Origin of the sequence: Luteimonas sp. FCS-9 (genome assembly GCF_001014645.1) — a bacterium.
Lineage (GTDB): Bacteria > Pseudomonadota > Gammaproteobacteria > Xanthomonadales > Xanthomonadaceae > Luteimonas.
Window position 1 is genome coordinate 310389 of record NZ_LASZ01000002.1, and the last position, 24507, is coordinate 334895.

24 protein-coding genes are annotated in these 24507 nt (G+C 69.9%); 23 read left to right on the top strand and 1 reads right to left on the bottom strand.

The window, feature by feature from the left end:
- Window positions 1-82: 82 nt before the first annotated feature.
- Entirely contained in the window at window positions 83-1075 is a 993-nt protein-coding gene (locus WQ56_RS03005; protein ID WP_047135571.1) for a homoserine kinase, read from the top strand.
- Between the two features lie 10 nt (window positions 1076-1085).
- Window positions 1086-2366: a threonine synthase gene (thrC, locus tag WQ56_RS03010; protein WP_047135572.1), complete on the top strand. Its 1281-nt coding sequence runs from the start codon at window positions 1086-1088 to the stop codon at window positions 2364-2366.
- 426 nt (window positions 2367-2792) lie between these two features.
- On the opposite strand, the gene WQ56_RS03015 is transcribed toward thrC, so the two are convergent.
- Window positions 2793-3170 carry a BON domain-containing protein gene (locus WQ56_RS03015; RefSeq protein WP_047135573.1) on the bottom strand — a complete coding sequence of 126 codons (378 nt, stop codon included), beginning with the start codon at window positions 3168-3170 and terminating at the stop codon, window positions 2793-2795.
- Between the two features lie 130 nt (window positions 3171-3300).
- On the opposite strand from WQ56_RS03015, the gene WQ56_RS03020 reads away from it, so the two are divergent.
- The 21 genes from WQ56_RS03020 to WQ56_RS03105 all read left to right on the top strand — a co-directional run bounded on the left by WQ56_RS03020 (window position 3301) and on the right by WQ56_RS03105 (window position 24502).
- Window positions 3301-4371: a DNA topoisomerase IB gene (locus WQ56_RS03020; protein ID WP_231583332.1), complete on the top strand. Its 1071-nt coding sequence runs from the start codon at window positions 3301-3303 to the stop codon at window positions 4369-4371.
- A 543-nt stretch (window positions 4372-4914) separates the two neighbouring features.
- Window positions 4915-5919, top strand: a complete 1005-nt coding sequence (gene ilvC / locus WQ56_RS03025) for a ketol-acid reductoisomerase (protein WP_047135575.1) — start codon at window positions 4915-4917, stop codon at window positions 5917-5919.
- Complete coding sequence (gene ilvG, locus WQ56_RS03030; RefSeq protein WP_082132145.1) at window positions 5919-7688, top strand: acetolactate synthase 2 catalytic subunit; 1770 nt, start codon at window positions 5919-5921, stop codon at window positions 7686-7688. Before ilvC ends, ilvG begins: the two co-directional genes overlap by 1 nt.
- Window positions 7672-7908 (top strand): ACT domain-containing protein, encoded by a 237-nt coding sequence (locus WQ56_RS03035; protein ID WP_047135576.1) that lies wholly within the window; start codon window positions 7672-7674, stop codon window positions 7906-7908. The genes ilvG and WQ56_RS03035 overlap by 17 nt, the downstream gene beginning before the upstream one ends.
- Window positions 7899-8822 (top strand): aminotransferase class IV, encoded by a 924-nt coding sequence (locus WQ56_RS03040; protein ID WP_082132146.1) that lies wholly within the window; start codon window positions 7899-7901, stop codon window positions 8820-8822. The genes WQ56_RS03035 and WQ56_RS03040 overlap by 10 nt, the downstream gene beginning before the upstream one ends.
- Window positions 8823-8824: 2 nt before the next feature.
- Window positions 8825-9985 (top strand): threonine dehydratase, encoded by a 1161-nt coding sequence (locus WQ56_RS03045; protein ID WP_082132147.1) that lies wholly within the window; start codon window positions 8825-8827, stop codon window positions 9983-9985.
- A complete protein-coding gene (locus WQ56_RS03050) occupies window positions 9982-11529 on the top strand; it encodes a 2-isopropylmalate synthase (protein ID WP_047135577.1) in 1548 nt (515 codons plus the stop codon). The genes WQ56_RS03045 and WQ56_RS03050 overlap by 4 nt, the downstream gene beginning before the upstream one ends.
- A 94-nt stretch (window positions 11530-11623) precedes the next feature.
- Entirely contained in the window at window positions 11624-13051 is a 1428-nt protein-coding gene (gene leuC / locus WQ56_RS03055; protein WP_047135578.1) for a 3-isopropylmalate dehydratase large subunit, read from the top strand.
- A gap of 136 nt (window positions 13052-13187) precedes the next feature.
- Entirely contained in the window at window positions 13188-13769 is a 582-nt protein-coding gene (leuD, locus tag WQ56_RS03060) for a 3-isopropylmalate dehydratase small subunit (RefSeq protein ID WP_047135579.1), read from the top strand.
- Window positions 13759-14874: a 3-isopropylmalate dehydrogenase gene (gene leuB, locus WQ56_RS03065; protein WP_047135580.1), complete on the top strand. Its 1116-nt coding sequence runs from the start codon at window positions 13759-13761 to the stop codon at window positions 14872-14874. The genes leuD and leuB overlap by 11 nt, the downstream gene beginning before the upstream one ends.
- A complete protein-coding gene (gene gdhA, locus WQ56_RS03070; RefSeq protein WP_047135581.1) occupies window positions 14871-16229 on the top strand; it encodes an NADP-specific glutamate dehydrogenase in 1359 nt (452 codons plus the stop codon). The genes leuB and gdhA overlap by 4 nt, the downstream gene beginning before the upstream one ends.
- Window positions 16230-16280: 51 nt before the next feature.
- Entirely contained in the window at window positions 16281-18119 is a 1839-nt protein-coding gene (ilvD, locus tag WQ56_RS03075) for a dihydroxy-acid dehydratase (protein ID WP_047135582.1), read from the top strand.
- Window positions 18120-18212: 93 nt separating this feature from the next.
- Window positions 18213-18431 (top strand): AbrB/MazE/SpoVT family DNA-binding domain-containing protein, encoded by a 219-nt coding sequence (locus tag WQ56_RS03080; protein WP_197076421.1) that lies wholly within the window; start codon window positions 18213-18215, stop codon window positions 18429-18431.
- On the top strand, window positions 18428-18826 hold the full coding sequence (locus WQ56_RS03085) for a type II toxin-antitoxin system death-on-curing family toxin (RefSeq protein ID WP_082132148.1): 399 nt from the start codon (window positions 18428-18430) through the stop codon (window positions 18824-18826). Before WQ56_RS03080 ends, WQ56_RS03085 begins: the two co-directional genes overlap by 4 nt.
- Window positions 18827-19022: 196 nt before the next feature.
- Window positions 19023-19355, top strand: a complete 333-nt coding sequence (locus tag WQ56_RS03090; protein ID WP_047135584.1) for a Qac family quaternary ammonium compound efflux SMR transporter — start codon at window positions 19023-19025, stop codon at window positions 19353-19355.
- Between the two features lie 475 nt (window positions 19356-19830).
- Window positions 19831-20220: a putative quinol monooxygenase gene (locus tag WQ56_RS03095; protein ID WP_197076411.1), complete on the top strand. Its 390-nt coding sequence runs from the start codon at window positions 19831-19833 to the stop codon at window positions 20218-20220.
- 801 nt (window positions 20221-21021) lie between these two features.
- Window positions 21022-21681 carry a DUF998 domain-containing protein gene (locus tag WQ56_RS17880; RefSeq protein ID WP_197076412.1) on the top strand — a complete coding sequence of 220 codons (660 nt, stop codon included), beginning with the start codon at window positions 21022-21024 and terminating at the stop codon, window positions 21679-21681.
- A gap of 58 nt (window positions 21682-21739) precedes the next feature.
- Window positions 21740-22078 carry a hypothetical protein gene (locus tag WQ56_RS18420; protein WP_156170232.1) on the top strand — a complete coding sequence of 113 codons (339 nt, stop codon included), beginning with the start codon at window positions 21740-21742 and terminating at the stop codon, window positions 22076-22078.
- Entirely contained in the window at window positions 22068-22514 is a 447-nt protein-coding gene (locus WQ56_RS18425; RefSeq protein WP_156170235.1) for a hypothetical protein, read from the top strand. The genes WQ56_RS18420 and WQ56_RS18425 overlap by 11 nt, the downstream gene beginning before the upstream one ends.
- Window positions 22515-22675: 161 nt before the next feature.
- Window positions 22676-23281 (top strand): hypothetical protein, encoded by a 606-nt coding sequence (locus WQ56_RS03100; RefSeq protein ID WP_047135585.1) that lies wholly within the window; start codon window positions 22676-22678, stop codon window positions 23279-23281.
- An 84-nt stretch (window positions 23282-23365) separates the two neighbouring features.
- Entirely contained in the window at window positions 23366-24502 is a 1137-nt protein-coding gene (locus WQ56_RS03105) for an ATP-binding protein (protein ID WP_047135586.1), read from the top strand.
- The last annotated feature ends 5 nt before the right edge of the window (window positions 24503-24507 follow it).

Here is a 24507-nt window from a genome sequence, read left to right on the forward strand (position 1 = left end):
GCACTTCGTTGCGCCGCCCGGCGCGCCGCCTGGCCGGACGCGCCGACGCGCGGCCGATCCCGCTTCCGCACGAGACCACACCATGCCCGAACACCCCTGGATCGCCGCCTTCGCACCGGCGAGCGTCGGCAACATCGGCGTCGGCTTCGACCTGCTCGGCCATGCGATCGACGGACCGCGGGACGTCGCCCGGGTCCGCCGCATCGCCGCGCCGACGGTCGTCATCGAGTCGATCGACGGCGACGTCGCCGGCATCGACGCGATCCCGCTCGACCCGGCCCGCAACACCGCCGGGGTCGCGCTGCAGTCGCTGCGCGAGGCGCTGTCGCTGCCGGACGGGTTCGCGCTGCGGCTGGAGAAGGGCATTCCCCTGGGCTCGGGACTCGGCGGGTCGGCGGCCTCGTGCGTCGCCGCGCTCGTCGCCGCGAACGCGCTGCTCGATGCGCCGCTGGCGCGCGGGGCGCTGTATCCGTTCGCGCTCGACGGAGAGTCGATCTCCAGTGGCAGCCGCCACGGCGACAACGTCGCGCCGATGCTCCTGGGCGGAGTGACGCTGGCGACCGCCGACCGCGCGATCGCGCTCGACGTGCCTGCCACGCTGCACGCGGTGGTCGTGCATCCCGACCAGGTGCTGGAGACGCGACGCTCGCGCGCCGTGCTCGCCGAGCCCTATCCGCTGCACGACGTCGTCGCGCACGGCACGCACCTGGCGCTGTTCCTGACCGGGCTGCAGCGCGGCGACCTGGACCTGGTCCGCGCCGGGCTGCACGACGTGCTGGTCGAACCGCGACGCGCCGCGCTGATCCCCGGCTTCGCGCAGGTGAAGGCGGCCGCGCTCGCGCACGCGGCGCTCGGTGCGAGCATCTCGGGCGGCGGTCCGAGCGTGTTCGCGTGGTTCGCCTCGCGCGCCGACGCCGAGACGGCGGCGCCAGCCATGCGCCAGGCCTTCGCCGACGCCGGCTTCGATGCGCGCGCCTACGTCGGCCCGGTCGCGGGCCCGCGTGCCGCGCTCCTCGGCGCGGCGCCGGCGCGCACGGCCATCGATCGCGCCACGCGCATGTCCTTCCCCCAGTGACGAGTCGTCCATGGATTTCCTGAGCACCCGCGGCGGCGTGCCGCCGACGCCGATCGACGACGCACTCGTCGCCGGACTCGCACCCGATGGCGGCCTGTACGTGCCGGCGTCGATCCCGGTGCTCGACCTGGCGACGCCACGCGCCACGCTCGCCGACACCGCGACAGCGACGCTCGCGCCGTGGTTCGCAGGCTCGCGGCTCGAGGGACGTTTACCCGCGCTGTGCGGCGAGGCGTTCGCGTTCGACGCGCCGTTGCGACCGCTGCACGGCACCGGCGATCACGTGCTCGAGCTGTTCCACGGACCCACGGCGGCGTTCAAGGACTACGCCGCGCGCTTTCTCGCCGGCGCGCTCGAGGCGCTGCGGTCGCCCGACGCGCCCGACACCACGATCGTCGTCGCCACGTCGGGCGACACCGGCGCGGCGGTCGCCGCCGCCTTCCATCGGCGGCCCGGCTTCCGTGTCGCGATCCTCTACCCCGAAGGGCGGGTGTCGCCGCGGCAGGCGCACGGGCTGGAATGCTGGGGCGACAACGTGCGGGCGTTCCGCGTCGACGGCAGCTTCGACGACTGCCAGCACCTGGCCAAGGGTGCGCTGTCGGATCCGGCGCTGCGGGCGCGCGTGCCGCTGGGCTCGGCCAACAGCATCAGCCTGGGACGGCTGCTGCCGCAGTCGGCGTACTACGTGCATGCGGCGGTCGCGCACCACGCGCGCCACGGCACGACGCTGAACCTCATCGTGCCGACCGGCAACCTGGGCAACGCCTGCGCGGCGGTGCTCGCGCGCGCCATGGGCGCGCCGCTGGGCGAGATCCGGCTGGCCTGCAATGCCAACGACACGCTGCCGCGTTTCTTCGCCGGCGCCGACTACGCCGCCCAGCCCACGCGCGCCACGCTCGCCAATGCGATGGATGTGGGCGCGCCGAGCAACTTCGAGCGGCTGCGGCACTGGCACGCCGACGATGCGGCGCTGCGGGCGGGCTTCGTCGCCGAACGCGTGGACGACGCGACGATCCGAGAGGCGATCGCGGCGGCGCCTGCGCGTCACGGCATCGTGCCCTGCCCGCACACGGCCACGGCACTGTCCGTGCTCGACGGGCTGCGCGATGCGGGCGACACGCGCGACTGGGCGGTCGTCGCGACCGCGCACCCGGCCAAGTTCGAGACCATCGTCGAACCGCTGGTCGGCCACGCCGTGCCGCTGCCGCCCGCGCTCGCGGCGTGCCTGGCGCGCCCTGCGCAGGGCACGCCCTTGCCGGCGGATCACGCGGCGCTGGCGGCTGCGCTCTAACGGGAAGCCGGAAGGAACATCTTTGGAGGCGTCGGGGACAGGCGGAAAATCCTGCGTGGGCGCCTGCCGGGTACCGTGCCCAGTCGCGGCCCGATATCCGCTTGGTGGTCACGGCACCCGGCAGGCGCTGGACACAGGTGCGACAGCGGATCGAAAAGCGGGATACGGGACGGCGGCGCGGCAAGGTTGTGGGTGCAGAAATGATCGAGTTCGTCGATCCTGCGTGGGCCGGGTGCTTTTCGCGAATCACGCTCCGCTGTCCCGTAGGAGCGCGCTCGCGCGCGATGGGCTTGGCCGGGAATGTCCCATCGCGCGCGAGCGCGCTCCTACGGGAATTCCCGCTGGCGCCCGCATCGACCGCAATCCCGCGCCACGAAAAAGCCCCCTGCCGCATGGCAGGGGGCTTCGCTGGTCGCGAGGCGTCGATCAGGGACGCGAGACGCGGTTGCCGGTGGCGACCTTCAGCTGCTTGGTGTCGACGCGCTGCACGCCTTCGATTCCGCGCGCGATCGCGGTGGCACGGTCGATCTGCGCCTGCGACTCGACGTCGCCCGACAGGCTCACCGTGCCGTTGCTCGTTTCGACGCTGATGTCCAGGCCCGAGACGTCGCTCGACGCCAGAAGATCCGCCTTCACCTTGGTGGTGATCCAGGTGTCGGACATCGGCTGGTTGGAATCGGTCTGCGCGGCCGCGGTCTGGTCCTTGCGGTCGTGACGGTCGTGATCCTGCGCGAGGGCCGAGCCGGTGAATGCGACGGCACCGGCCAGCGCGCCGGCCATCAGGGTCTTGTGCAGAGTCTTCATGAGGCGTCCTCCGGAAGTGTGTGTGGGGCGAGTCTGCGCAGGCCGCCGTGCCTGGGGGGTGAAGGGGCCGGCGTTCACGGCGCACTGCCGGCGGCGTTGTTATCAGCTGCTCATGAACCGCAACGCGCCCGTGTCAGCCCCCGCCACCGAGGCCAGCATCGAGGCCGCGCGCGCCGCCGGACTGCGCTGGGTCTGCGACCGCGATCCTGGCCTGCGCCGCCGTCGCGCGGGCAAGGGCTTCAGCTACCGCGACCCCGACGGCGGCATCGTGCGCGATCGCGACACGCTGGCCCGCATCCGCCAGCTCGCGATTCCGCCCGCCTACACCGACGTGTGGATCTGCCGCCACGCCAACGGCCATCTGCAGGCGACCGGCCGCGACGCGCGCGGTCGCAAGCAGTACCGCTACCACCCCGACTGGTCGACCACGCGCGGGATGGGCAAGTTCGACCGGATCGTGGCCTTCGGCGAGGCGTTGCCGCGCCTGCGCCGTGCGCTGCGCCGCGATCTCGCCCTGCCCGGCATGCCGCGCGAGAAGGTGCTGGCGATCGTCGTGTCGCTGCTGTCGCAGACCCTGATTCGCGTCGGCAACGACACCTACACCCGCAGCAACGGCTCGTTCGGGCTGACCACGTTGCGCAACCGGCACTTCGAGCGGGCCAAGGCCGGCGGCGCGCGGCTGCGCTTCCGCGGCAAGAGCGGCCAGGCGCAGGACATCGCGCTCGACGACGCGCGGCTGTGCCGGCTCGTGCGCCGCTGCCAGCAGCTGCCGGGACAGGCGCTGTTCCAGTACCTGGACGAGGACGGCGAATGCCGCGGCGTGGACTCGGGCATGGTCAACGACTATCTGCGCGAGGCCATGGGCGAGGCGTTCACGGCGAAGGACTTCCGCACCTGGGGCGGCACGGCGCTGGCGTTCCGTCGGTTCGCCGCGCTGCCGCTGCCCACCGGGCGCAACGGCGGTCCGCCGAGCGAGCGGGCGCTGGCGCTGCAGGAGAAACAGGTCATCGCCGATGTCGCCGCCACGCTCGGCAATACGGTCTCGGTCTGCCGCAAGGCCTACGTGGACCCGGTGCTCTACCCGGCGTGGCGCGACGGCAGCCTGCAGCGCGCGGCCGCGAACGCGCGCGGACCGCGACAGTGGGAACAGGCGACGCTGGGCCTGCTGCGGCGCGCGCATCGTGCCGCGCGCAGACGCTGATCCGCCGCGCCGACGGGATTGGTTGTCGACGCAACTGTTGACATGCGCTGCAAGGCCGTGCTTTTCTCGACCCATGACGCAGCGCAACACCCGCCCCCAGACCCTCGCACGCACCGCCGCCGGTGACGGCCGGGTCCTCGCGTTCGCCGCGGGCACCGCGCTCCTTCTCGCCGTACTTCTTATTACCGTCCAATCAGGCGCGGGAACGGGGTTCGTGTAGAGCAAACGAACACCAAGGTCGAAAGAACCGAACCCCGCGCCGACAAGCGCGGGGTTTTTTGTTGCCGCCTCCCTGCCAGACCACCTTCCCGAGAGCACACAAATGTCCACGTCGATGCCCGCCCGCCGCACTGCCCGCACCGCCGCCCACGCGGCGTGCAGCGCGGCGCGGACGTCTCGACGCACCGCCTGCACCCGCGCCGCGACGGCGCGCAGGACGGCCGGATGGATCAGGGCGATGCCCTCGACCTCCGGCCGTCGTCGTATCCGGGCCCCGATCGCGGCGCCCGCCCCTTCCTCCCAACCCAGTGGACACGATCGCCCATGAGCACTGCACACCCCACCATCGCCATCGTCGGTTACGGCAGCCAGGGCCGCGCGCACGCGTTGAACCTGCGCGACTCCGGCTTCGACGTTGTCGTCGGCCTGCGCCCCGGCGGGCCGACCGAACAAAAGGCCAAGGCCGACGGCTTCGCGGTCAACGCGCCTGCCGATGCGGTGAAGGACGCCGATCTGGTCGCCGTGCTGACGCCGGACATGGTGCAGAAGCAGCTCTACGCCGACGTGCTGGCGCCGCACATGAAGCAAGGCGCGACACTGTTGTTCGCCCACGGCCTGAACGTGCACTACGGCATGATCGCCCCGCGCGACGACCTGGACGTGGTGCTGGTCGCGCCCAAGGGCCCGGGCGCGCTGGTGCGCCGTGAATACGAGATCGGCCGCGGCGTGCCGTGCATCTACGCGGTGCACCAGGACCGCAGCGGCAACGCGCAGGCCACCGCGCTGGCCTATGCCGCGGGCCTGGGCGGCGCGCGCGCCAACGTGATCGAGACCACGTTCAAGGAAGAGACCGAGACCGACCTGTTCGGCGAGCAGGCGGTGCTGTGCGGCGGCGCGTCGTCGCTGGTGCAGGCCGGATTCGAGACGCTGGTCGAGGCCGGCTACCAGCCCGAGATCGCCTATTACGAGGTGCTGCACGAGCTCAAGCTGATCGTCGACCTGTTCTACGAAGGCGGCATCACCCGCATGCTCGAGTTCATCTCCGAGACCGCGCAGTACGGCGACTACGTCAGCGGCCCGCGCGTGATCGACGCCGGCGTCAAGGCGCGCATGAAGGCGGTGCTGGCCGACATCCAGGACGGCACGTTCGCCAAGAACTGGGTCGCCGAGTACGAGGCCGGGCTGCCGAACTACAAGCGCTTCAAGCAGGCCGACTTCGACCATCCGATCGAGAAGGTCGGCCGCGAACTGCGCGCGAAGATGACCTGGCTGGGCGAGCAGGCCGACGCGGCGCAGGCGCCTGCCAAGGCGCAGAGCGAGGCTGCGTGATGAACGGCGCCCGCTGGCTGGTGCAGGCGCTGGAGGCCGAGGGGGTCGAGACGATCTTCGGGTATCCGGGCGGCGCGATCATGCCGTTCTACGACGCGCTGCACGGCGCGTCGTTGAAGCACGTGCTGGTCCGCCACGAACAGGGCGCGGCATTCGCCGCGAACGGGTTCGCGCGGGCCAGCGGGCGCGTGGGCGTCTGCGTGGCGACCTCCGGTCCGGGCGCCTCGAACCTGGTCACCGGCATCGCCGATGCGATGCTCGACTCGGTGCCGATGGTGATCGTCACCGGCCAGGTCGCCACGCCGCTGATGGGGACCGACGCGTTCCAGGAACTGGACGTGTTCGGCATGACGCTGCCGATCGTCAAGCACAGCTTCCTGGTGCGCAGCGTCGACGAACTGCCGCGCGCGGTCGCCGAGGCGTTCCGGCTCGCGCGTTCCGGTCGTCCCGGGCCGGTGCTGATCGACCTGCCCAAGGACGTGCAGGTCGGCGATGCGGCCCACCTGGGCGCGCACGTTCCCTCCACGGCCGACACGATGCCGGCCTGCGCCGATCATGCGCTGCACGAAGCGGCCGCGCTGATTTCGCAGGCCGAACGTCCGGTGGTCTACGGCGGCGGCGGCATCATCCTGGGCGATGCGCTGGAGGCGTTCCGCGAGTTCGCCGACCTGACCGCGATCCCGACCGTGCTGACGCTGCGCGGGCTCGGCGCGCTGGCGCCGTCGCACCCGGCGAACCTGGGCATGTTGGGCATGCACGGCACGCGCGCGGCCAACCTGGCGGTGCAGGAGGCCGACCTGCTGCTGGTCGTGGGCGCGCGCTTCGACGACCGCGCCACCGGCAAGCTGGCCGAGTTCGCCCCGCACGCGCGGATCGTGCACCTGGACGGCGACGGCTGCGAGATCGGCAAGCTGCGCGAGACCGATGTCGCGGTCTGCGGCGACGTCGCGGCCAGCCTGTCGCGCCTGGCCGCGCCGTGCGCGGCGCAGATGCAGGGCCGGCACGCGGCCGCGCGCGCGCAATGGCGTGCGCTGTGCGCGCAACGGCGTGAACGCTTCGCCGCGCGCTACGACGCGCCCGGCGACAAGGTGTATGCCCCGGCGCTGCTCAAGCGCCTGAGCGAGCTGGCGCCCGACGCCGTCGTCGCCTGCGACGTCGGCCAGCACCAGATGTGGGTCGCCCAGCACTGGCGCTTCGACCATCCGCGCAAGCACCTGACCAGCGGCGCGCTGGGCGCGATGGGCTTCGGCCTACCGGCCGCGATCGGCGCGCAGATCGAGGACCCGGCGCGGCGCGTGGTCTGCGTCAGCGGCGACGGCTCGTTCCTGATGAACGTGCAGGAGCTGGCGACGCTCAAGCGCTACCGGGTGCCGGTCAAGATCGTGCTGCTCGACAACCAGGCGCTGGGCATGGTGCGGCAGTGGCAGGAGCTGTTCTTCGAGCGCCGCTATTCGGAGATCGACCTGTCCGACAACCCCGACTTCGCGCAGGTCGCGCGCGCATTCGGCATCCAGGCGCTGTCGGTCGACCGCGCCGACGACGTCGAGGCCGCGCTGCAGGCGCTGCTCGACGCGCCGGGCCCGGCGCTGCTGCACGTCGCCATCGACACCGCCGCCAACGTCTGGCCGCTGGTACCGCCCAACCACAACAACGCGCAGATGCTCGACGCCGACGAGGTCACTTCGCTCGACGTCGGGACGCCGGCCGCACCCACCGCACACCCCGTCGCCACCTCTCCCAAGGAATCGAGCCATGCGTTACCAGTTTGAGATGACCCTGCGCCGCGCCGAAGGCGCACTGGTGCGGGTGCTGGGCACCACCGAACGCCGCGGCTTCCGGCCGCTGGCGTTCGAGGGCGCCGCGCGCGAGGACAGCGACCGCTGGAACCTGCGCATGACCGTCGAGGGCGATCGCGCGGCCGGCGCGCTGCAGGGCCAGCTCGCCAAGCTCTACGACTGCCTGTCGGTGGAGGTGCAGCCATGTCGCTGAACGCCACCGCCGAGGCCGCGACGGTCACGCCGATCGCCGACGCCGCCCATGCCCCCAGAGACCAGGTCTGGTTCGACGGCGCGCTGCACGACATCGACACGCTGCAGGCCGGGCTCACCACGCACGCGATGCACTACGGCAGCGGCGTGTTCGAGGGCATCCGCGCCTATGCCACGGCCGACGGCGCGGCGGTGTTCCGGCTGCCCGAGCACATGGAACGCATGCGCCAGGGCGCGGCGCTGCTGGGCATGGCCTTCGACCCGGCGCTCGCGACCGAGGCGGTGCTGGCGACGCTGCGCGCCAACCGCCACCGCGATGCCTACGTCCGCCCGCTGGCGTGGTTCGGCGAAGGCGGCTTCGGGCTCGACGTCGAGGGCCACACCGAGCACCTGATGGTCGCCACGACCGCGACCCGCGTGCACCTGGCGGGCACCCGCGCGCGCCTGGGCATCAGCACCTGGCGGCGCAACCCCGCCGACTCGCTGCCGCCGCTGAAGCTGTGCGGCGCCTACGTCAACTCGATCCTGGCCAAGCGGCAGAGCAAGTCGCGCGGCTTCGACGAGGCGCTGTTCACCGATGCCGACGGCTTCGTCGTCGAATGCACCGGCGCCAACGTCTTCCTGGTCAAGGACGGGCGCGTGACGTCGGTCGACCACCGCGACGCGCTGCCGGGCATCACCCGCGACACGCTGATCGCGCTGACCGGCGCGCAGGTGCGCGCGGTCACCGTGGCCGAACTGCTGGACGCCGACGAGGTGTTCGCCTGCGGCACCGCCGCCGAGGTCGCCCCGGTGCAGGCCATCGAGGACCGCAGCTACGGCGACAACCCGGTGACCCGCGAACTGGCCGAGCTCTACGGCCGCGTCGTCCGCGGCCAGGCCGAGACCGGCCGCGGCTGGCTGACGGCGGTCTGAGCATGTCCGAGCCCGACGTAGGCCGCGCCCCGCGTGCGACCGCCAGCGACGTGCTGGCGGCGCAGGCGCGGCTGCGCCGGCACCTCGACGCGACGCCGATCCACTATGCCGAGCGCTTCGGCTGCTGGCTGAAGCTGGAAAACCTGCAGCGCACCGGCTCGTACAAGGTGCGCGGCGCGCTCAACGCGTTGCTGGCCGCGCGCGAGCGCGGCGACGACCGCACGGTCATCGCCGCCTCGGCCGGCAACCACGCCCAGGGCATGGCCTGGGCCGCCTATCGGCTCGGCGTGCCGGCGATCACGGTGATGCCGCGCAACGCGCCGCAGACCAAGGTCGCCGGCGTCGCGCACTGGGGCGCCACGGTGCGCCTGCATGGCGACACCTACGACGAGGCCAAGGCGTTCGCGGCCGAACTGGCCGCCCAGAACGGCTTCCGCCTGCTGTCGGCGTTCGACGACATCGACGTGATCGCCGGCCAGGGCACGGTGGGCCTGGAGATCGCGGCCGCGCTGGTCCCCGACGTCGTCATCGTGCCGATCGGCGGCGGCGGCCTGGCGGCCGGTGTCGCGCTGGCGCTCAGGAGCCAGGGCGTGCGCATCGTCGGCGCCCAGGTCGAGGGCGTCGACGCGATGGCACGCGTGCTGCGCGGCGAGGACGGCCCGTTCTCGCCGGTCGCCACGCTCGCCGACGGCGTGCGCGTGGCGGACCCGGGCCAGCTGACCCGCGCACTGCTGGCCGACCTGCTCGACGACGTCGTCATCGTCCGCGAGGCCGAGCTGCGCGAGACGCTGGTCCGGCTGGCGCTCGAGGAGCACGTGATCGCCGAGGGCGCCGGCGCGCTGGCGCTGGCCGCGGGGCGACGCGTCGCCGGCCGCCGCAAGGTCGCGGTGGTCTCGGGCGGCAACGTGGATGCCGGCGTGCTGGCGCGCCTGCTGTCGGAGGTCAGGCCGCGGCCCCCGCGCAAGCCGCGGCGTCGCCAGCGCGCAGTCGAGCCGGTCGCCGTGATCGCGTCTCCGCCCGCACCGGTCGCCACCCCGCGGCGGCGCAACGATCTCGCCGCGCCCGCGCCGGCCGGAGGCGGCGAGCCGCGACTTCGACGCAGCCCCGCCGCCGCACAGCCCGACCGCACGCCACACCGCATTCCCGAGGAACTTCCCGCATGACCGCTCCCGACACGATCCGCATCTTCGACACCACGCTGCGCGACGGCGAGCAATCGCCCGGCTGCAGCATGTCGCCGCAGCAGAAGGTGGTGATGGCGCGCGCGCTCGCCGAGCTGGGCGTGGACATCATCGAGACCGGCTTTCCCGCCAGCTCCGAATCCGATCGCGAGGCCGCGCGGCTGATCGCCCGCGAAGTCCGCGACCCGACGCTCGCGGTGCTCTCGCGCTGCCTGCCGGCCGACATCGAGGCCTCGGCGCGCGCGCTCGAGGGCACGGCACGTCCGCGCATCCACGTCTTCGTTTCCACCAGCCCGCTGCACCGCGAGCACAAGCTGCGCATGAGCCGGCAGCAGGTGCTGGACATGGCCGCGACCAGCGTCGCGCACGCGCGTCGGCTGGTCGATGACGTGGAGTTCTCGACCGAGGACGGCACCCGCACCGAGGACGACTTCCTGGACGAGGTCATCGCCGCGGCGATCGCCAACGGCGCGACCACGATCAACGTGCCCGACACGCTGGGCTACGCGACGCCCGAGGAGAGCCGCGCGCTGTTCCAGCGGCTGATCGCCACGGTCCCCGGCGCGCGCGACGTGATCTTCAGCGCGCACTGCCACAACGACCTGGGCCTAGCGGTCGCCAACTCGCTGGCCGCGATCGAGGGCGGCGCGCGCCAGGTCGAGTGCACGATCAACGGCATCGGCGAGCGCGCCGGCAACTGCGCCGTCGAGGAACTGGCGATGGCGCTGAAGGTGCGCAACGCGTTCTACGGCGTCGACACCCGGCTCGACACCCGCCGCCTGGTGCCGACCTCGCAGCTGCTGCGCCGCCTGACCGGGATGAGCGTGCAGCGCAACAAGGCGATCGTCGGCGAGAACGCGTTCGCGCACGAGTCGGGCATCCACCAGCACGGCATGCTGCGCCACCGCGGCACCTACGAGATCATGAATCCCTCCGACGTCGGCTGGCCCGATTCGAAGCTGGTGCTGGGCCGCCACAGCGGCCGCGCCGCGGTCGGCCACCGCCTGCGCGCGCTCGGCTACACGCTCGAGGACGCGCAGCTCGACCAGGTGTTCGCTGCGTTCAAGGCGCTGTGCGAGCGCCAGCGCGTGGTCGACGACGACGACCTGGAAGCGCTGATGCACGGCGACGTGCACGGCCAGGGCTGGCGTCTGGCGTCGATGACGATCAGCGACCGGGGCCAGCGCGCGAGCGCGGTGATCGAGCTGTCCGACCCCGACGGCAACAAGGTCAGCGAAAGCGCACTCGGCGACGGCCCGGTCGACGCGCTGTTCGCCGCGCTGGCCTCGGCGACCGGCGTCGAGCTGTCGCTGGAGAGCTATCAGGTGCACAGTGTCGGCATCGGGCGCGACGCGCGCGGCGAGGCCAGCGTCAGCGTGCGCCACGGCGAGGACATCTTCGACGGCAGCGGCACCAGCCGCGACATCATCGAGGCCAGCGCGCTGGCCTGGCTCGACGTCGCCAACCGGATCCTGCGCGGCCGCGCCGCGACCGCACCCGCGCCGCAACAGGCCGTCCACGCCTGAGCGCCCCCGTTCCCGTAGGCGCGCTCGCGCGATGACGCTTTCCGGCAATCCCATCGCGCGCAAGCGCGCTCCTACAAACAAGACAAGAACCAGCATGACCGCCAGTCCACCCAAAACCCTCTTCGACAAGCTGTGGGACGCGCACGTCGTGATCCCCGAGACCGACGCCGCGCCCGCCGTGCTCTACATCGACCTGCACCTGATCCACGAGGTCACGTCCCCGCAGGCGTTCACCGAGTTGCGCGCCCGCGGCCTGTCCCCGCGCCGCCCCGACCGTACCAAGGCGACGATGGACCACTCCACGCCGACGCTGCCGGCCGGTCCCGACGGCCGCCTGCCCTACGCCACACCCGCCGCCGAGAAGCAGGTCGAGACGCTGGCTGCCAACTGCGCGCAGTTCGGCATCGAGCTGTTCGACATGGCCTCCGACCAGCGCGGCATCGTCCACGTGATCGCGCCCGAGCAGGGCTTCACCCAGCCGGGCATGACCATCGTCTGCGGCGACAGCCACACCTCCACCCACGGCGCGTTCGGCGCGCTCGCCTTCGGCATCGGCACCAGCGAGGTCGGCAACGTGCTGGCCACGCAGTGCCTGCTGCAACGGCGCCCCCGCACGATGGCGATCACGGTCGACGGCGAACTCGCCCCGGGCGTCGGTGCCAAGGACGTGACCCTGCACGCGATCGGCGTGATCGGCGTCAACGGCGGCACCGGCCACGTCATCGAGTATCGCGGCTCGACGATCGAGGCGATGGACATGGAGCAGCGCATGACCCTGTGCAACATGTCGATCGAGGCCGGTGCGCGCGCCGGCATGGTCGCGCCCGACGACACCACGTTCGACTGGATCGCGCGCACGCCGCGCGGGCCCAAGGGCGCGGACTTCGACGCCGCGGTCGCACGCTGGCGCGAACTGCGCAGCGACCCGGGCGCGACGTTCGACGTCGAGGTGCGCATCGACGCGGCCGACATCCGCCCGACACTGACCTGGGGCACGCACCCGGGCACGGCGATCGGCGTCGACGTGCCGGTGCCCGAGGCGTCCGATGCCGCCGAGCGCAAGGGCCAGGACTACATGCGCGTTGCCGCCGGACGCCCGCTGGCCGGCATGCCGGTCGACGTGGTGTTCGTGGGCTCGTGCACCAACGGCCGCTTGCGCGACATGCGCGAGGTCGCGCAGGTGCTGCAGGGCCGCCGCGTCGCGGCCGGCGTGCGCATGCTCGTGGTGCCGGGCTCTGAGATCGTCAAGCGCGAGGCCGAGGCCGAGGGCATCGACGCGATCGTGCGCGCGGCCGGCGCCGAATGGCGCGAGCCCGGCTGCTCGATGTGCATCGCGATGAACGGCGACCTGGTCGCACCCGGCCAACTGGCCGTGAGCACCAGCAACCGCAATTTCGAAGGTCGCCAGGGGCCCGGCGCGCGCACGCTGCTGGCTTCGCCGGCGACCGCCGCCTGGGCCGCGGTGCGCGGCGTCGTCGCCGATCCGCGCGAGCTGTTCGACGATCGCCGGGCGGTGGCGTGATGCGCGCGTACCGACCGCCAAGCCTTGCAGACGACACGGGACGGACGCGGGCGATCCCGCCGGCACGCCGTGCGCCCGTCGCCTTCGCCCCACGCCTTAAATCCGCGCCCCCCCGCGTCACGCCAGGGTCCATCACATGACTTCGAACACCCGGATCGTCTCGGCCAGCGTCGTGCTGGCCCAGACCAACATCGATACCGACCAGATCATCCCCGCCCGCTTCCTGTCGACGACCGAGCGCCAGGGCCTGGGCCGGCACGCCTTCAACGATTGGCGCTGGCGCGAGGATGGCGCGCCCAACCCCGATTTCGCATTCAACCAGCCGCGCAACGCCGGCCGCGAGATCCTGCTGGCCGGGCGCAACTTCGGCTGCGGCTCCTCGCGCGAGCATGCGCCGTGGGCGCTGCGCGACCTGGGGCTGCGCGTGGTCGTGAGCAGCGAGATCGCCGACATCTTCCGCAACAACGCGCTCAAGAACGGCCTGCTGGCGGTCGTGCTGCCCGAGGCGGTCGTGCAGGACCTGATGTCGCGGCCCGACGACGTGCTGGAGGTCGACATCGCGGCGCGCGAGCTGCGCACGCCCCGCGGCGCCGTCCATCCCTTCCCGCTCGACGCGTTCGCGCGCACCTGCCTGCTCGAGGGCGTCGACGAGATGGGCTACCTGCTGGCGCGCAGCGCCGAGATCCGATCCTACGAGGAGCGCCACCATGCACGCTGACATCGTCGTACTGCCGGGCGACGGCATCGGCCCGGAAGTGACCGCAGCCGCGGTCGAAGTGCTGCAGGCGGTCGCCGACCGCTTCGGCCACCGTTTCTCGCTGCACGAGCACCTGATCGGTGGCGCCGCGATCGACGCGACCGGCCACCCGCTGCCCGACGCCACGCTGGCCGCCGCGCGCGATGCCGACGCGGTGCTGCTGGGCGCGGTCGGCGGGCCCAAGTGGTCGGCGCCCGACGCGCCGGTGCGGCCCGAGCAGGGCCTGCTGGCGATCCGCAAGGCGCTCGGCCTGTACGCGAACCTGCGTCCGGTGCGCCCGCACGCCGCGGCCGTCGGCGCCTCGCCGATCAAGTCGCATCTGCTGGCCGGCGTCGACCTGCTGGTCGTGCGCGAGCTCACCGGCGGCATCTACTTCGGCGACAAGACGCGCAGCGCCGAGGACGCCACCGACCTGTGCCGGTACTCGGTGGAGGAAGTCGAGCGCGTCGTGCGGCGCGCCTGCCTGCTGGCGCGCGGACGCCGCGGCCACGTGACCTCGGTCGACAAGGCCAACGTGCTCGAGACCTCGCGGCTGTGGCGCGAGGTCGCCACCCGCGTGGCGCGCGACGAGTTCCCCGACGTGACGCTCGAGCACCAGCTGGTCGACTCGATGGCGATGCATCTGCTGGCCAAGCCGCGCGCGTTTGATGTGATCGTGACCGAGAACATGTTCGGCGACATCCTGACCGACGAGGCTTCGATGCTCGCCGGCTCGCTTGGCCTGCTGCCGTCGGCGTCGCTGGGCGAGGGCTGCGTGGGCGCCGACGGTTCGACTTCGACGGACCGCGCCAAAGGCCTCTTCGAGCCGATCCACGGCTCGGCGCCCGACATCGCCGGTCGCGGCATCGCCAACCCGGTCGGCACGATCCTCAGCGCCGCGCTGCTGCTGCGCTACTCGCTGGGCCTGTCGCAGGAAGCGGCCTGCATCGAACAGGCCGTGGACGCGGCGCTCGATGCCGGCGTGTTCACCGCCGACCTCGCCCCGCACGACGGTGCCCGCTCGACCCGCGAGGCCACCGACGCGATCGTGGAGCGGCTCGCCCTGTCCAGCGAACAGGCTGCATGACCGGCGGCGACGGCACCCCGGCCGGGCTCGGGGACTTCCTGCGCACGGTCGCCGCGCGCGATCCGCACCAGCCTGAGTTCCTGCAGGCGGTGCGCGAGGTCATGACCAGCCTGTGGCCGTTCCTGGACCGCCACCCGCACTACCGCGACCAGGCGCTGCTCGAGCGCTTGGTCGAACCCGAGCGCGTCGTGCAGTTCCGCGTGCCGTGGGTCGACGACCACGGCCGCGTCCGGGTCAACCGCGCCTGGCGCGTGCAGCACAGCGCGGCGATCGGCCCGTTCAAGGGCGGCATGCGCTTCCACCCTTCCGTGAACCTGTCGATCCTGAAGTTCCTGGCGTTCGAACAGACCTTCAAGAACGCGCTCACGACGCTGCCGATGGGCGGCGGCAAGGGCGGCGCCGACTTCGACCCCAAGGGCCGCAGCGACGGCGAGGTGATGCGCTTCTGCCAGGCGCTCGTCGCCGAGCTCCATCGTCATCTGGGCCCCGACACCGACGTGCCGGCCGGCGACATCGGCGTGGGCGCGCGCGAGATCGGTTTCATGGCCGGCTACCTCAAGAAGCTCGCCAACCATGCCGGCTGCGTGTTCACCGGCAAGGGCCTGAGCTACGGCGGCAGCCTGATGCGGCCCGAGGCCACCGGCTACGGCACCGTCTACTTCGTCGAGCAGATGCTGCACCACGCGCGCCGCGACACCGACGGCGCGCGTGTGCTGATCTCGGGCGCGGGCAACGTCGCGCAGTACGCCGCGCTCAAGGCCATCGAGCTCGGCGGCCGGGTGCTGACCTTCTCCGACTCGGGCGGCACGCTGTACGCGAAGGACGGCTTCGACGGCGATGCGGTCGAAGAACTCATGGCGCTGAAGAACCAGCGCCGCGGCCGGCTGGCCGAGCTCGCCGACGACCCGCGCTTCGAGTACCTCGAAGGCCGGCGCCCCTGGCACGTCCCGGCCGAGATCGCCCTGCCCTGCGCGACCCAGAACGAGCTCGACGAGCGCGATGCGCGCACGCTGATCGACAACGGCGTGCTGTGCGTGGCCGAAGGCGCGAACATGCCGTGCACGCTCGAGGCGATCGACGCGTTCCAGGCCGCGGGCACGCTGTACGCGCCCGGCAAGGCCAGCAACGCCGGCGGCGTGGCGACCTCGGGCCTGGAGATGAGCCAGAACGCGCTGCGCCTGTCCTGGCACCACGCCGAGGTCGACGAGCGCCTGCACGCGATCATGAAGGACATCCACGGCCATTGCGTCCGCCACGGCAAGCGCGCCGACGGCCGCGTGGACTACGTCGCCGGCGCCAACATCGCCGGCTTCATCAAGGTCGCCGACGCCATGCTCGCCCAGGGCGTCATCTAAACCCCTTCCTCCCGCCGCCACCGTCGGCGCCCGCCGACTCCAGCCACGCCCATGTCCGACTATCGCTCCCGTACTTCCACCCATGGCCGCAACATGGCCGGCGCCCGCGCCCTGTGGCGCGCGACCGGCATGACCGACGGCGACTTCCACAAGCCGATCGTCGCGATCGCCAATTCGTTCACCCAGTTCGTGCCCGGCCACGTGCACCTCAAGGACATGGGCCAACTGGTCGCGCGCGAGATCGAGCGCGTGGGCGGCGTGGCCAAGGAGTTCAACACCATCGCCGTGGACGACGGCATCGCGATGGGCCACGACGGCATGCTGTACTCGTTGCCCAGCCGCGAATTGATCGCCGACGCGGTCGAGTACATGGTCAACGCGCACTGCGCCGACGCACTGGTGTGCATCTCCAACTGCGACAAGATCACCCCGGGCATGCTGATGGCCGCGCTGCGGCTCGACATCCCGGTGGTGTTCGTCTCGGGCGGGCCGATGGAGGCCGGCAAGACGAAGCTCGCCGACCACAAGCTCGATCTGGTCGACGCGATGGTGCTGGCCGCCAACCCCGCCGCCACCGACGAGCAGGTCGCCGCGGTCGAGCGCAGCGCATGCCCGACCTGCGGCTCGTGCTCGGGCATGTTCACCGCCAACTCGATGAACTGCCTGACCGAGGCGCTGGGCCTGTCCCTGCCCGGCAACGGCACGTTGCTGGCCACCCACGCCGATCGCGAGCGGCTGTTCCTGCAGGCCGCGCGCACCGCCGTCGAGCTGTGCCACCGCTGGTACGGCGCCGAGGACCCGACCGCGCTGCCGCGCGGCATCGCCACGTTCGAGGCGTTCGAGAACGCGATGACGCTCGACATCGCGATGGGCGGCTCGACCAACACCATCCTGCACCTGCTCGCCGCCGCCCAGGAGGCGGGCGTCGACTTCACGATGGCCGACATCGACCGGCTCTCGCGCCGAGTGCCGCAGCTGTGCAAGGTCGCGCCCAACTCGCCCGACTACCACGTCGAGGACGTGCACCGCGCCGGCGGGGTGCCGGCGATCCTGGCCGAACTCGCGCGCGGCGGCCTGCTGCACACCGATGTCGCGACCGTGCACGCCAGGACGCTGGGGGATGCGCTCGCGGCGTGGGACGTCGCCACCGTGCAGGACGACGCGGTGCACACGTTCTTCCGCGCCGGCCCGGCCGGCATCCCCACGCAGACCGCTTTCATCCAGGCCACGCGCTGGCCCACGCTGGACCTCGACCGCGCCGGGGGCTGCATCCGCGACCTCGCGCACGCCTACTCGCAGGAAGGCGGCCTGGCCGTGCTCACCGGCAACCTTGCCGCCGACGGCTGCGTGGTCAAGACCGCCGGCGTCGACGCCGCGATCCACGTGTTCGAGGGTCCGGCGCGCGTGTACGAGAGCCAGGACGCCGCGGTCGCCGGCATCCTCGGCGACGAAGTCCAGCCCGGCGAGGTCGTCGTGATCCGCTACGAGGGCCCCAAGGGCGGCCCCGGCATGCAGGAGATGCTGTATCCGACGAGCTACCTGAAGTCCAAGGGGCTGGGCAAGCGCTGCGCGCTGCTGACCGACGGCCGCTTCTCGGGCGGTACCTCCGGCCTGTCGATCGGCCACGTTTCGCCCGAGGCCGCCGCCGGCGGGACGATCGGCCTGGTCCGCGACGGCGACCGCATCCGCATCGACATCCCGGGGCGCGCCATCGACCTTCTCGTCGACCCCGCCGAACTCGACGCCCGCCGCGCCGCGCAGCAGTCGGCCGGCTGGAAGCCCGCCCAGCCGCGTCCCCGCAAGGTCACCGCAGCGCTGAAGGCCTATGCACTGCTGGCGACCAGCGCGGACAAGGGCGCGGTCCGTAATCTCTCCCTGCTCGGCGACTGAACGCCGGTGGGCTCGGCTGGCGTATCCGCTTGACCAGGGCCCTCGATGAAAGTGTAATTACGTTCGTAATAACCTCTGGCCACTGCCATGACCATGCTCAAGCTCACCCGCATCGGCAATTCGGTCGGCGTCGTGTTGCCGAAAGACATTCTCTCCCGGCTCAATCTCGAAGCGGGCGATGCCCTCTACCTCAGCGAATCTCCTGACGGTTATCGCCTTTCGCCCTACGACCCCGAGTTCGAGCGGCAGATGGAGGTCGCGCGCAAGGTGATGAAGCGGCGTCGGGCGGCGCTCCGGGAACTGGCGAAGTGAGCGATTGGCTCTGGCTGAGCCGCGAGTTGATCACCGCCATGCACGAAGACCAGCTAGCCGAACATGGCGGGGGCGTGGGCATTCGCGATCCGGGCCTTCTCGACACCGCCCTCGCCAAACCGCAGCAGCGCCTGGCCTACGGAAATCCATCTCCTGACCTGGCCGCACTCGCCGCCGCCTATGCCCACGGGATCGCACGGCTTCATCCATTTATCGATGGCAACAAGCGCACGTCCCTCGTCGCCGCGGAAACCTTCATCGATCTGCACGGCCACCGGCTGGACGCGAGCGACGCCGACTGCGTACAGGTCTGGTTGCAAGTGGCTTCCGGCGATCTCGACGAGGCCACGCTCGCCGGATGGTTGCGCGACCGGCTGCGGCGCATGGATGCCTGATAGGGCGGCGGCCCGGCGTATGTCTTGACGCGTTGCGTCCCTCGCCATCGTTGCGCAAGGCTGTTGCCCGGCACCGAGCCAAGTCGCAGTGCGCCTCGTGCGCGATGCGTGCTCACGGCGCCGCAGGTTGTTCAAGACTGTTCTCCGGCGCCCATCGTCACCCATGATGACGTTCCCGATGTGATAGAGAGAGGCGATGAAGAGCTGGTTGCTGTTGGCGGTCGCCATCGTCGGCGAAGTCGTCGCGACGTCCGCGCTGAAGTCCAGCGAGGGATTCACCCGGCCGATTCCGTCCGCGATCGTGGTGGTCGGCTACGGGCTCGCGTTCTATGCCCTGTCGCTGGCGCTCAAGTCGATTCCGGTCGGTATCGCGTATGCCGTCTGGGCAGGGCTCGGCATCGTGCTCGTGACCGCGATCGCCTGGATCTTCCACGGCCAGAAGCTCGATCCTTGGGGCTTCGTCGGCATGGGCCTCATCGTCAGCGGCGTTGCCGTGCTGAACCTGCTCTCGAAGACCAGTGCGCACTGATGCCACAGCCGCGCCCTGCAGCGCTGTCTGCACGCCGATCGCATGCTTGCGCCTCATGTCCGATCTCTGCGACGTGCGGCCCGCGGGACCATGATGGGGGCGGCGCACCCATTCCGGTCGGCATGGGCGTCCGCCGGTAGCCAGTCGCAGCGATGCCGACGCCGTGCCGCCACCTCGCATCTTTCTACGCCGCCGCCCTGTCCCATGGCCTGGCCGTGACCGGGGCCTCGCAAGGCTGGTCGATCGCGAAGTGCGTCTTCCATTTCGACGGCCGTCTGCCACGCGGCCTCCGCGCTGCAGCGCGACACGCCTCTCCCCCGGTTTCGTACTACGCTGTCGCCAAGGCGCCGCACACGCCCGCCGAGACGGGCCTGTACTGCACCGAATGCGGGATCGGCCTGTCCTTTCCCGACAGTCATGGCTGACGAACGATTCGGATGCCATTCGCACCTGATGCGCGAGCCTGGACATCGGCATGCAAACCCTCAGCCGCCGCGCGTTCATCACGGCCATCGCAGCAGGCGCGATCGTGTCGGCCTCGCCCGGCGCCCGCGCCCATCAAGGACCACAGCCCATGTACGGATTGATCGGAAAGATGACCCTGGCCCCGGGCCAGCGAGACCTCGTGATTGCTGCGCTGCTCGAAGGAACCCGGGAAATGCCAGGTTGCCTGAGCTATATCGTGGCGCAGGATCCGAGCGACGAGAATCCGGTCTGGATTACCGAGGTCTGGGACAGCAAGGAACGCCACGAAGCGTCGCTCACGCTGTCCGCCGTGCAGCAGGCCATCGCGAAGGCCCGACCCCACGTCACCGGTTTCGGCGAGCGCTTCGAGACGACACCGGTCGGCGGCTACGGGTTGTAGCCAATGGCTTAACCAGGAACTCGAGGGCCTGCCTGATTGAAAAGCCGGTGTGCCTTTGACGCCGTTATACCTTCGTTCGCACTGGTACAACTCACACGCCCGTGTCCGTCTCGGATAACGCAGACAGTTTCCGCACAGCTCTCTTCATTAGAATCCGGCAAGGTGTTGATGCGGCGTAATATTTGGCCTCTCCTCACTGTTCATATCATGACCGATACCCCGTGCAACACCGCGTTTAGGCGGTCCGATAGGCGTTAGGCCACACAGGAAACCTCATGGTTAACATCCGCAGTCCACTTCTTGTCATTGCAGCAGGTCTAAGCGCGCTCGCTGCCTTGCTGCATCTGGCATGTATCGCTGTTGGTGCTCCTGGGTATCGTTTGCTCGGCGCGGGAGAGGGAATGGCCCAGATGGCTTTGTCCGGACATCGGTACCCAACTGTAATCACATCGGTTATAGCTGCCGTTTTGCTTGCTTGGTCAATGTACGCTCTTTCCGGCTCGGGACTTATCCGTCGACTCCCTTTTCTTCGTCCTGCTTTAATTGCAATTACTGCCGTCTATTTGCTACGGGGAGTTGCTTTTCTCCCTCTCATGGCGCACTTTCCAGGCAATAGCATGACTTTTTGGTACGTTAGCTCGGCCATTTGCTTGTTCTTTAGCGTTGTCCACGCCCTTGGACTTCGTCAAGCTTGGTCAAATTTATGAGGCGGGTGTGGCCTAACAATTCATTCAAGCCGACGCCGCTTCGCGGCGCGGCTTGACTCAGGCGTTAGGTGCGGAAGAAAGGATGTCGTACCCCATGAGAAGCAAAGTTCGGATTGTTCGCCTTCTTGCCGCAGTCACAATCTTTTTTGGCGCGTTGTTCTACACCGCCGGGGCAGCCCTTAAGCCCGGCTACTCACAGATCAGCCACTTCATCAGTGAACTCAACGCCAGTGGCACGCCTTGGGCAACGGCGCTTGGTCTGTTTGGCTTTATACCCCTCGGCGCGCTTTTTTCCGCCTTTCTTGTTGCAGCCTGGCCAATCACGCATGTTCGTGGCATCAGTCGTGCCGGGTTGTGGCTGCTTTGGTCTCAGCCAATCGCCTTTATCGGGGCTGCGCTTGTCCCTTGTGACGCAGGCTGTCCCATCGGCGGTTCTCCATCTCAAGTAGCGCACGACTTCCTCGGCCTTATCACCTATTTTTCCGGGGCACTTGCCTTTGTCCTTCTGGCATTTTCACCCGCGCTCACGGCACGCTGGCGCACACTCCTTGTCGCAGCCGGCTGCATGTGGTTCTTTCTGTTCGCGCTCATGCTTCAACCAGAGCTTGCTCAAGTTCGCGGCCTGCTTCAGCGGCTGGCTGACACTCTCCTCGCAGTCGTTATTCTCATCGTCGCATGGTGCATGGTTCCCGGCACCGCCTCATCCGCACCTAACAATTCACTCGAGCCGAACCGGCTTCGCCGGCCGGCTTAATTAAGGCGTTAGGCCACATGGAAACATTTCGGACATTCGGATAACTAGGGAGAGATCCATGGAATTACTAGTTGCTCTCGCTGCTCTCGCCATCACACTTTGGCAATTGAAGCTGCAGCGCGACGAGATCCGCGCCAATAGTCAGATCAATTCTCTTATTCATGTCGCACGACTCCTCTCAGAGAAGATTGAACATCACGAACGAATCATTGGCTCGCTAAAGTCCAAGAAGGCCGATTGGACAGGCCATGCGCATCGCGTCAACCGCGAGTTAAGGCCAATGCTTGCTCAAGTCAATGCAAAACTTTTAGATTCGATCGAAGCGAAGCTTCCTGCGTTAGATCCAGCCACCCTTAGGCAAGCACTCAAGCTCAATGATGATCAGAATGCAGCCTAACAATTCATTCAAGCCGATACGCTTCGCGGCGCGGCTTAATAAGGCATTAGCTCTCATGAAACCAATCGCTGCAGCTGCGCTCTCGGCACTGTCGTTCGGCACCATCGGATGGTTCGCCGGTCTCAGCGTCGGCTTCGCCGGGCCAATCTCGTTCCTTGCTCTTGGCGCAGCAGGATCTTTCTTTGGCCTACTGTTATTCACGTTTGGCGCAAAAGCGCTCTGGCTTCCTGCTGGTGGCTTGATGGTCGGGATTGCGCTTGTGCTAGCGGCACAGCTGATGATCCCCGCCAAATTTGAAGCCTTTTACTATCTCTATGTTCCGATTTTGGCATCGGTAGTGATCACACCAAGTGTCAGCATAGTTCTCCATCTATTCCCGGCGCTGCGCGATCGCGTCTTCGGAAATCCGAGGACCGCAATCGATGGTGAGATCTAACAATTCATCCAAACCGAGGCCGCTCCGCGGCGTGGCTTAGCTCAGGCGTTGACGATGCCCTGCTTCCAGTAGCAGGCCTTTAAGGCCCAGATTCATCGCGGCGGCACCGCGATCGGCCTCTGCGGTATGGTGCGATCCACCCCGGTTCGAGGATCACCGCGATGCCATGGATTCCGTTGCTGCTGGCCGCCGCGCTCGGCGTCACCGCAGAGGAGCCCGCACCCGTCGACTGCAGCGTGGATCGCGATGCGATGCTGGCCCTGTCGATCGACGCGTTCGACCAGGACATCGATGGTGGATGGCGCCCGCTGGGCGAAGGCCGCGGCTGCCATCTCGCCGCCGCCGACCTGATCGCCGAATACCGCCGGGTGCATCGGCCTGAGGGGCGCAACCTGCTCGACTGGCACGAGGCGCAGCTGCGTGCGAAAGCCGGCCAAACGACCGAAGCGATCGCGCTCATGCGCCGATCCATACGCGAAGTCGATGGCGAGTTGACGGGCTGGAACGCCTATGTCGCGGGCAGCATCGCCTTCCTGGAACGTGACCGGGCCGCGCTGCAGGCGGCGCGCGAGACGCTGTCGACCGTGGCGCCGCCGCCCGGACTGCAGTCGCCCGCCGGCGCCGTGACGGTCCAGGGGCCGGACGGCAAGCCCATCGAGATCCCGTGGCCACCGAACCTGGACGTACTGGAGGCGTTCGAGCGCTGTTTCGACGCGAGCTACCAACAGGCCTACGAGAGCCCGCGGTGCCGCGGTCAGGCGCCGTAGCGGCAATCGATACAGCCGATCGGCCGCGGATCCAATTGCGTATGCGAGACGCCGTCCGAGGGGCCGTGCGGCCATAATCCCGGCATGCCCCTCCGTCGCCACCCCGTCCAACGAGCGATCGCCGCGGCGCTGGTCGCCGCCGGCCTGGTGCTGCTTGGGCTGAGCCACGTGCGCTACGGGCTGGCGGCGCAGTCGGGCAGCGTGATGCTCAGCATCCTGCCGCTGCTGTTCGCTGGCCTGCTGCTCGGCCGGCGCGGGCTGTGGGCGACGGCGGCGGCGTACCTGGCGATCCTGCTGCTCGGCGCCTGGGCCGACCTGCAACACCAGGTGCCGAACGCCGACGAATGGCGCGAAATCGCCTCGCACCTGCTGCAGCCGGTGCTGGCCAACGCGATCGTCGCGCTGATCCTCGACCGGCTGATCCTCAAGTCGGACGTCGCCGCGCGCCGCAACCGCGAGCTGACACTGATTTGCCGCCAACTGGAACTCGAGATCCGCGACAAGGAGGCGTCGCAGGCGCAGCTGCTGCAGTCCCAGCGCATCGACGCGCTCGGCAAGCTGGCGAGCAACGTCGCGCACGACTTCAACAACCTGCTGGGCGTGGTGCTGGGCTTCGCGCAGCGCGGGCTGGGCCATCGCGGGATCGACGAGGAGACGCGACACTGCCTGCAGCGCATCGAGGCGGCGACGCGACGCGGTCGCGGGCTGACGTCGAAGCTGCTGACACTCGCCCGCAACGATGCCGCGGTGCGCGAGACCTTCGATGCGAACGAGGTCCTGCGCGAGTTGCAGCCGGTGCTGCATTCGATTGCCGGCCCCGGCGTGGAGACGCGGGCGGCGCTGTGCGGCGACGCGGCCTGGATCCGCATGGACCGCGCGGAGTTCGAGGCCGCGGTGCTCAACCTGGCCAAGAACGCGGTCGATGCCATGCCTGGCGGCGGACGGCTGGCACTGGCGACCGAGATCCAGGGCGAGGCGGTCCACGTGCGGCTGGAAGACACCGGCCACGGCATGTCGGCGCAGACGCGGGCGCGGATCTTCGAGCCGTTCTTCACCACCAAGCCGCGCGAGCGCGGCTCGGGCATCGGCCTGGCGATGGTGCACCGGATCGTGACCGAGGCCGGCGGCACGATCGACTGCGACAGCGCACCGGGCGCAGGCACGCGGTTCGTCGTGCGATTGCCGCTGCAGATCGTGCCGTCCGACCGGGCGGCGGCATAGCGGCG

Excerpts from the sequence above, each read along its gene's own strand:
- WQ56_RS03005 (WP_047135571.1), top strand. The coding sequence starts at position 83 with ATGCCCGAACACCCCTGGATCGCCGCCTTCGCACCGGCGAGCGTCGGC.
- thrC (WP_047135572.1), top strand. The coding sequence starts at position 1,086 with ATGGATTTCCTGAGCACCCGCGGCGGCGTGCCGCCGACGCCGATCGAC.
- WQ56_RS03015 (WP_047135573.1), bottom strand. The coding sequence starts at position 3,170 with ATGAAGACTCTGCACAAGACCCTGATGGCCGGCGCGCTGGCCGGTGCC.
- ilvC (WP_047135575.1), top strand. The coding sequence starts at position 4,915 with ATGAGCACTGCACACCCCACCATCGCCATCGTCGGTTACGGCAGCCAG.
- ilvG (WP_082132145.1), top strand. The coding sequence starts at position 5,919 with ATGAACGGCGCCCGCTGGCTGGTGCAGGCGCTGGAGGCCGAGGGGGTC.
- WQ56_RS03035 (WP_047135576.1), top strand. The coding sequence starts at position 7,672 with ATGCGTTACCAGTTTGAGATGACCCTGCGCCGCGCCGAAGGCGCACTG.
- WQ56_RS03040 (WP_082132146.1), top strand. The coding sequence starts at position 7,899 with ATGTCGCTGAACGCCACCGCCGAGGCCGCGACGGTCACGCCGATCGCC.
- WQ56_RS03045 (WP_082132147.1), top strand. The coding sequence starts at position 8,825 with ATGTCCGAGCCCGACGTAGGCCGCGCCCCGCGTGCGACCGCCAGCGAC.
- WQ56_RS03050 (WP_047135577.1), top strand. The coding sequence starts at position 9,982 with ATGACCGCTCCCGACACGATCCGCATCTTCGACACCACGCTGCGCGAC.
- leuC (WP_047135578.1), top strand. The coding sequence starts at position 11,624 with ATGACCGCCAGTCCACCCAAAACCCTCTTCGACAAGCTGTGGGACGCG.
- leuD (WP_047135579.1), top strand. The coding sequence starts at position 13,188 with ATGACTTCGAACACCCGGATCGTCTCGGCCAGCGTCGTGCTGGCCCAG.
- leuB (WP_047135580.1), top strand. The coding sequence starts at position 13,759 with ATGCACGCTGACATCGTCGTACTGCCGGGCGACGGCATCGGCCCGGAA.
- gdhA (WP_047135581.1), top strand. The coding sequence starts at position 14,871 with ATGACCGGCGGCGACGGCACCCCGGCCGGGCTCGGGGACTTCCTGCGC.
- ilvD (WP_047135582.1), top strand. The coding sequence starts at position 16,281 with ATGTCCGACTATCGCTCCCGTACTTCCACCCATGGCCGCAACATGGCC.
- WQ56_RS03080 (WP_197076421.1), top strand. The coding sequence starts at position 18,213 with ATGCTCAAGCTCACCCGCATCGGCAATTCGGTCGGCGTCGTGTTGCCG.
- WQ56_RS03090 (WP_047135584.1), top strand. The coding sequence starts at position 19,023 with ATGAAGAGCTGGTTGCTGTTGGCGGTCGCCATCGTCGGCGAAGTCGTC.
- WQ56_RS03095 (WP_197076411.1), top strand. The coding sequence starts at position 19,831 with ATGCAAACCCTCAGCCGCCGCGCGTTCATCACGGCCATCGCAGCAGGC.
- WQ56_RS17880 (WP_197076412.1), top strand. The coding sequence starts at position 21,022 with ATGAGAAGCAAAGTTCGGATTGTTCGCCTTCTTGCCGCAGTCACAATC.
- WQ56_RS18420 (WP_156170232.1), top strand. The coding sequence starts at position 21,740 with ATGGAATTACTAGTTGCTCTCGCTGCTCTCGCCATCACACTTTGGCAA.
- WQ56_RS18425 (WP_156170235.1), top strand. The coding sequence starts at position 22,068 with ATGCAGCCTAACAATTCATTCAAGCCGATACGCTTCGCGGCGCGGCTT.
- WQ56_RS03100 (WP_047135585.1), top strand. The coding sequence starts at position 22,676 with ATGCCATGGATTCCGTTGCTGCTGGCCGCCGCGCTCGGCGTCACCGCA.
- WQ56_RS03105 (WP_047135586.1), top strand. The coding sequence starts at position 23,366 with ATGCCCCTCCGTCGCCACCCCGTCCAACGAGCGATCGCCGCGGCGCTG.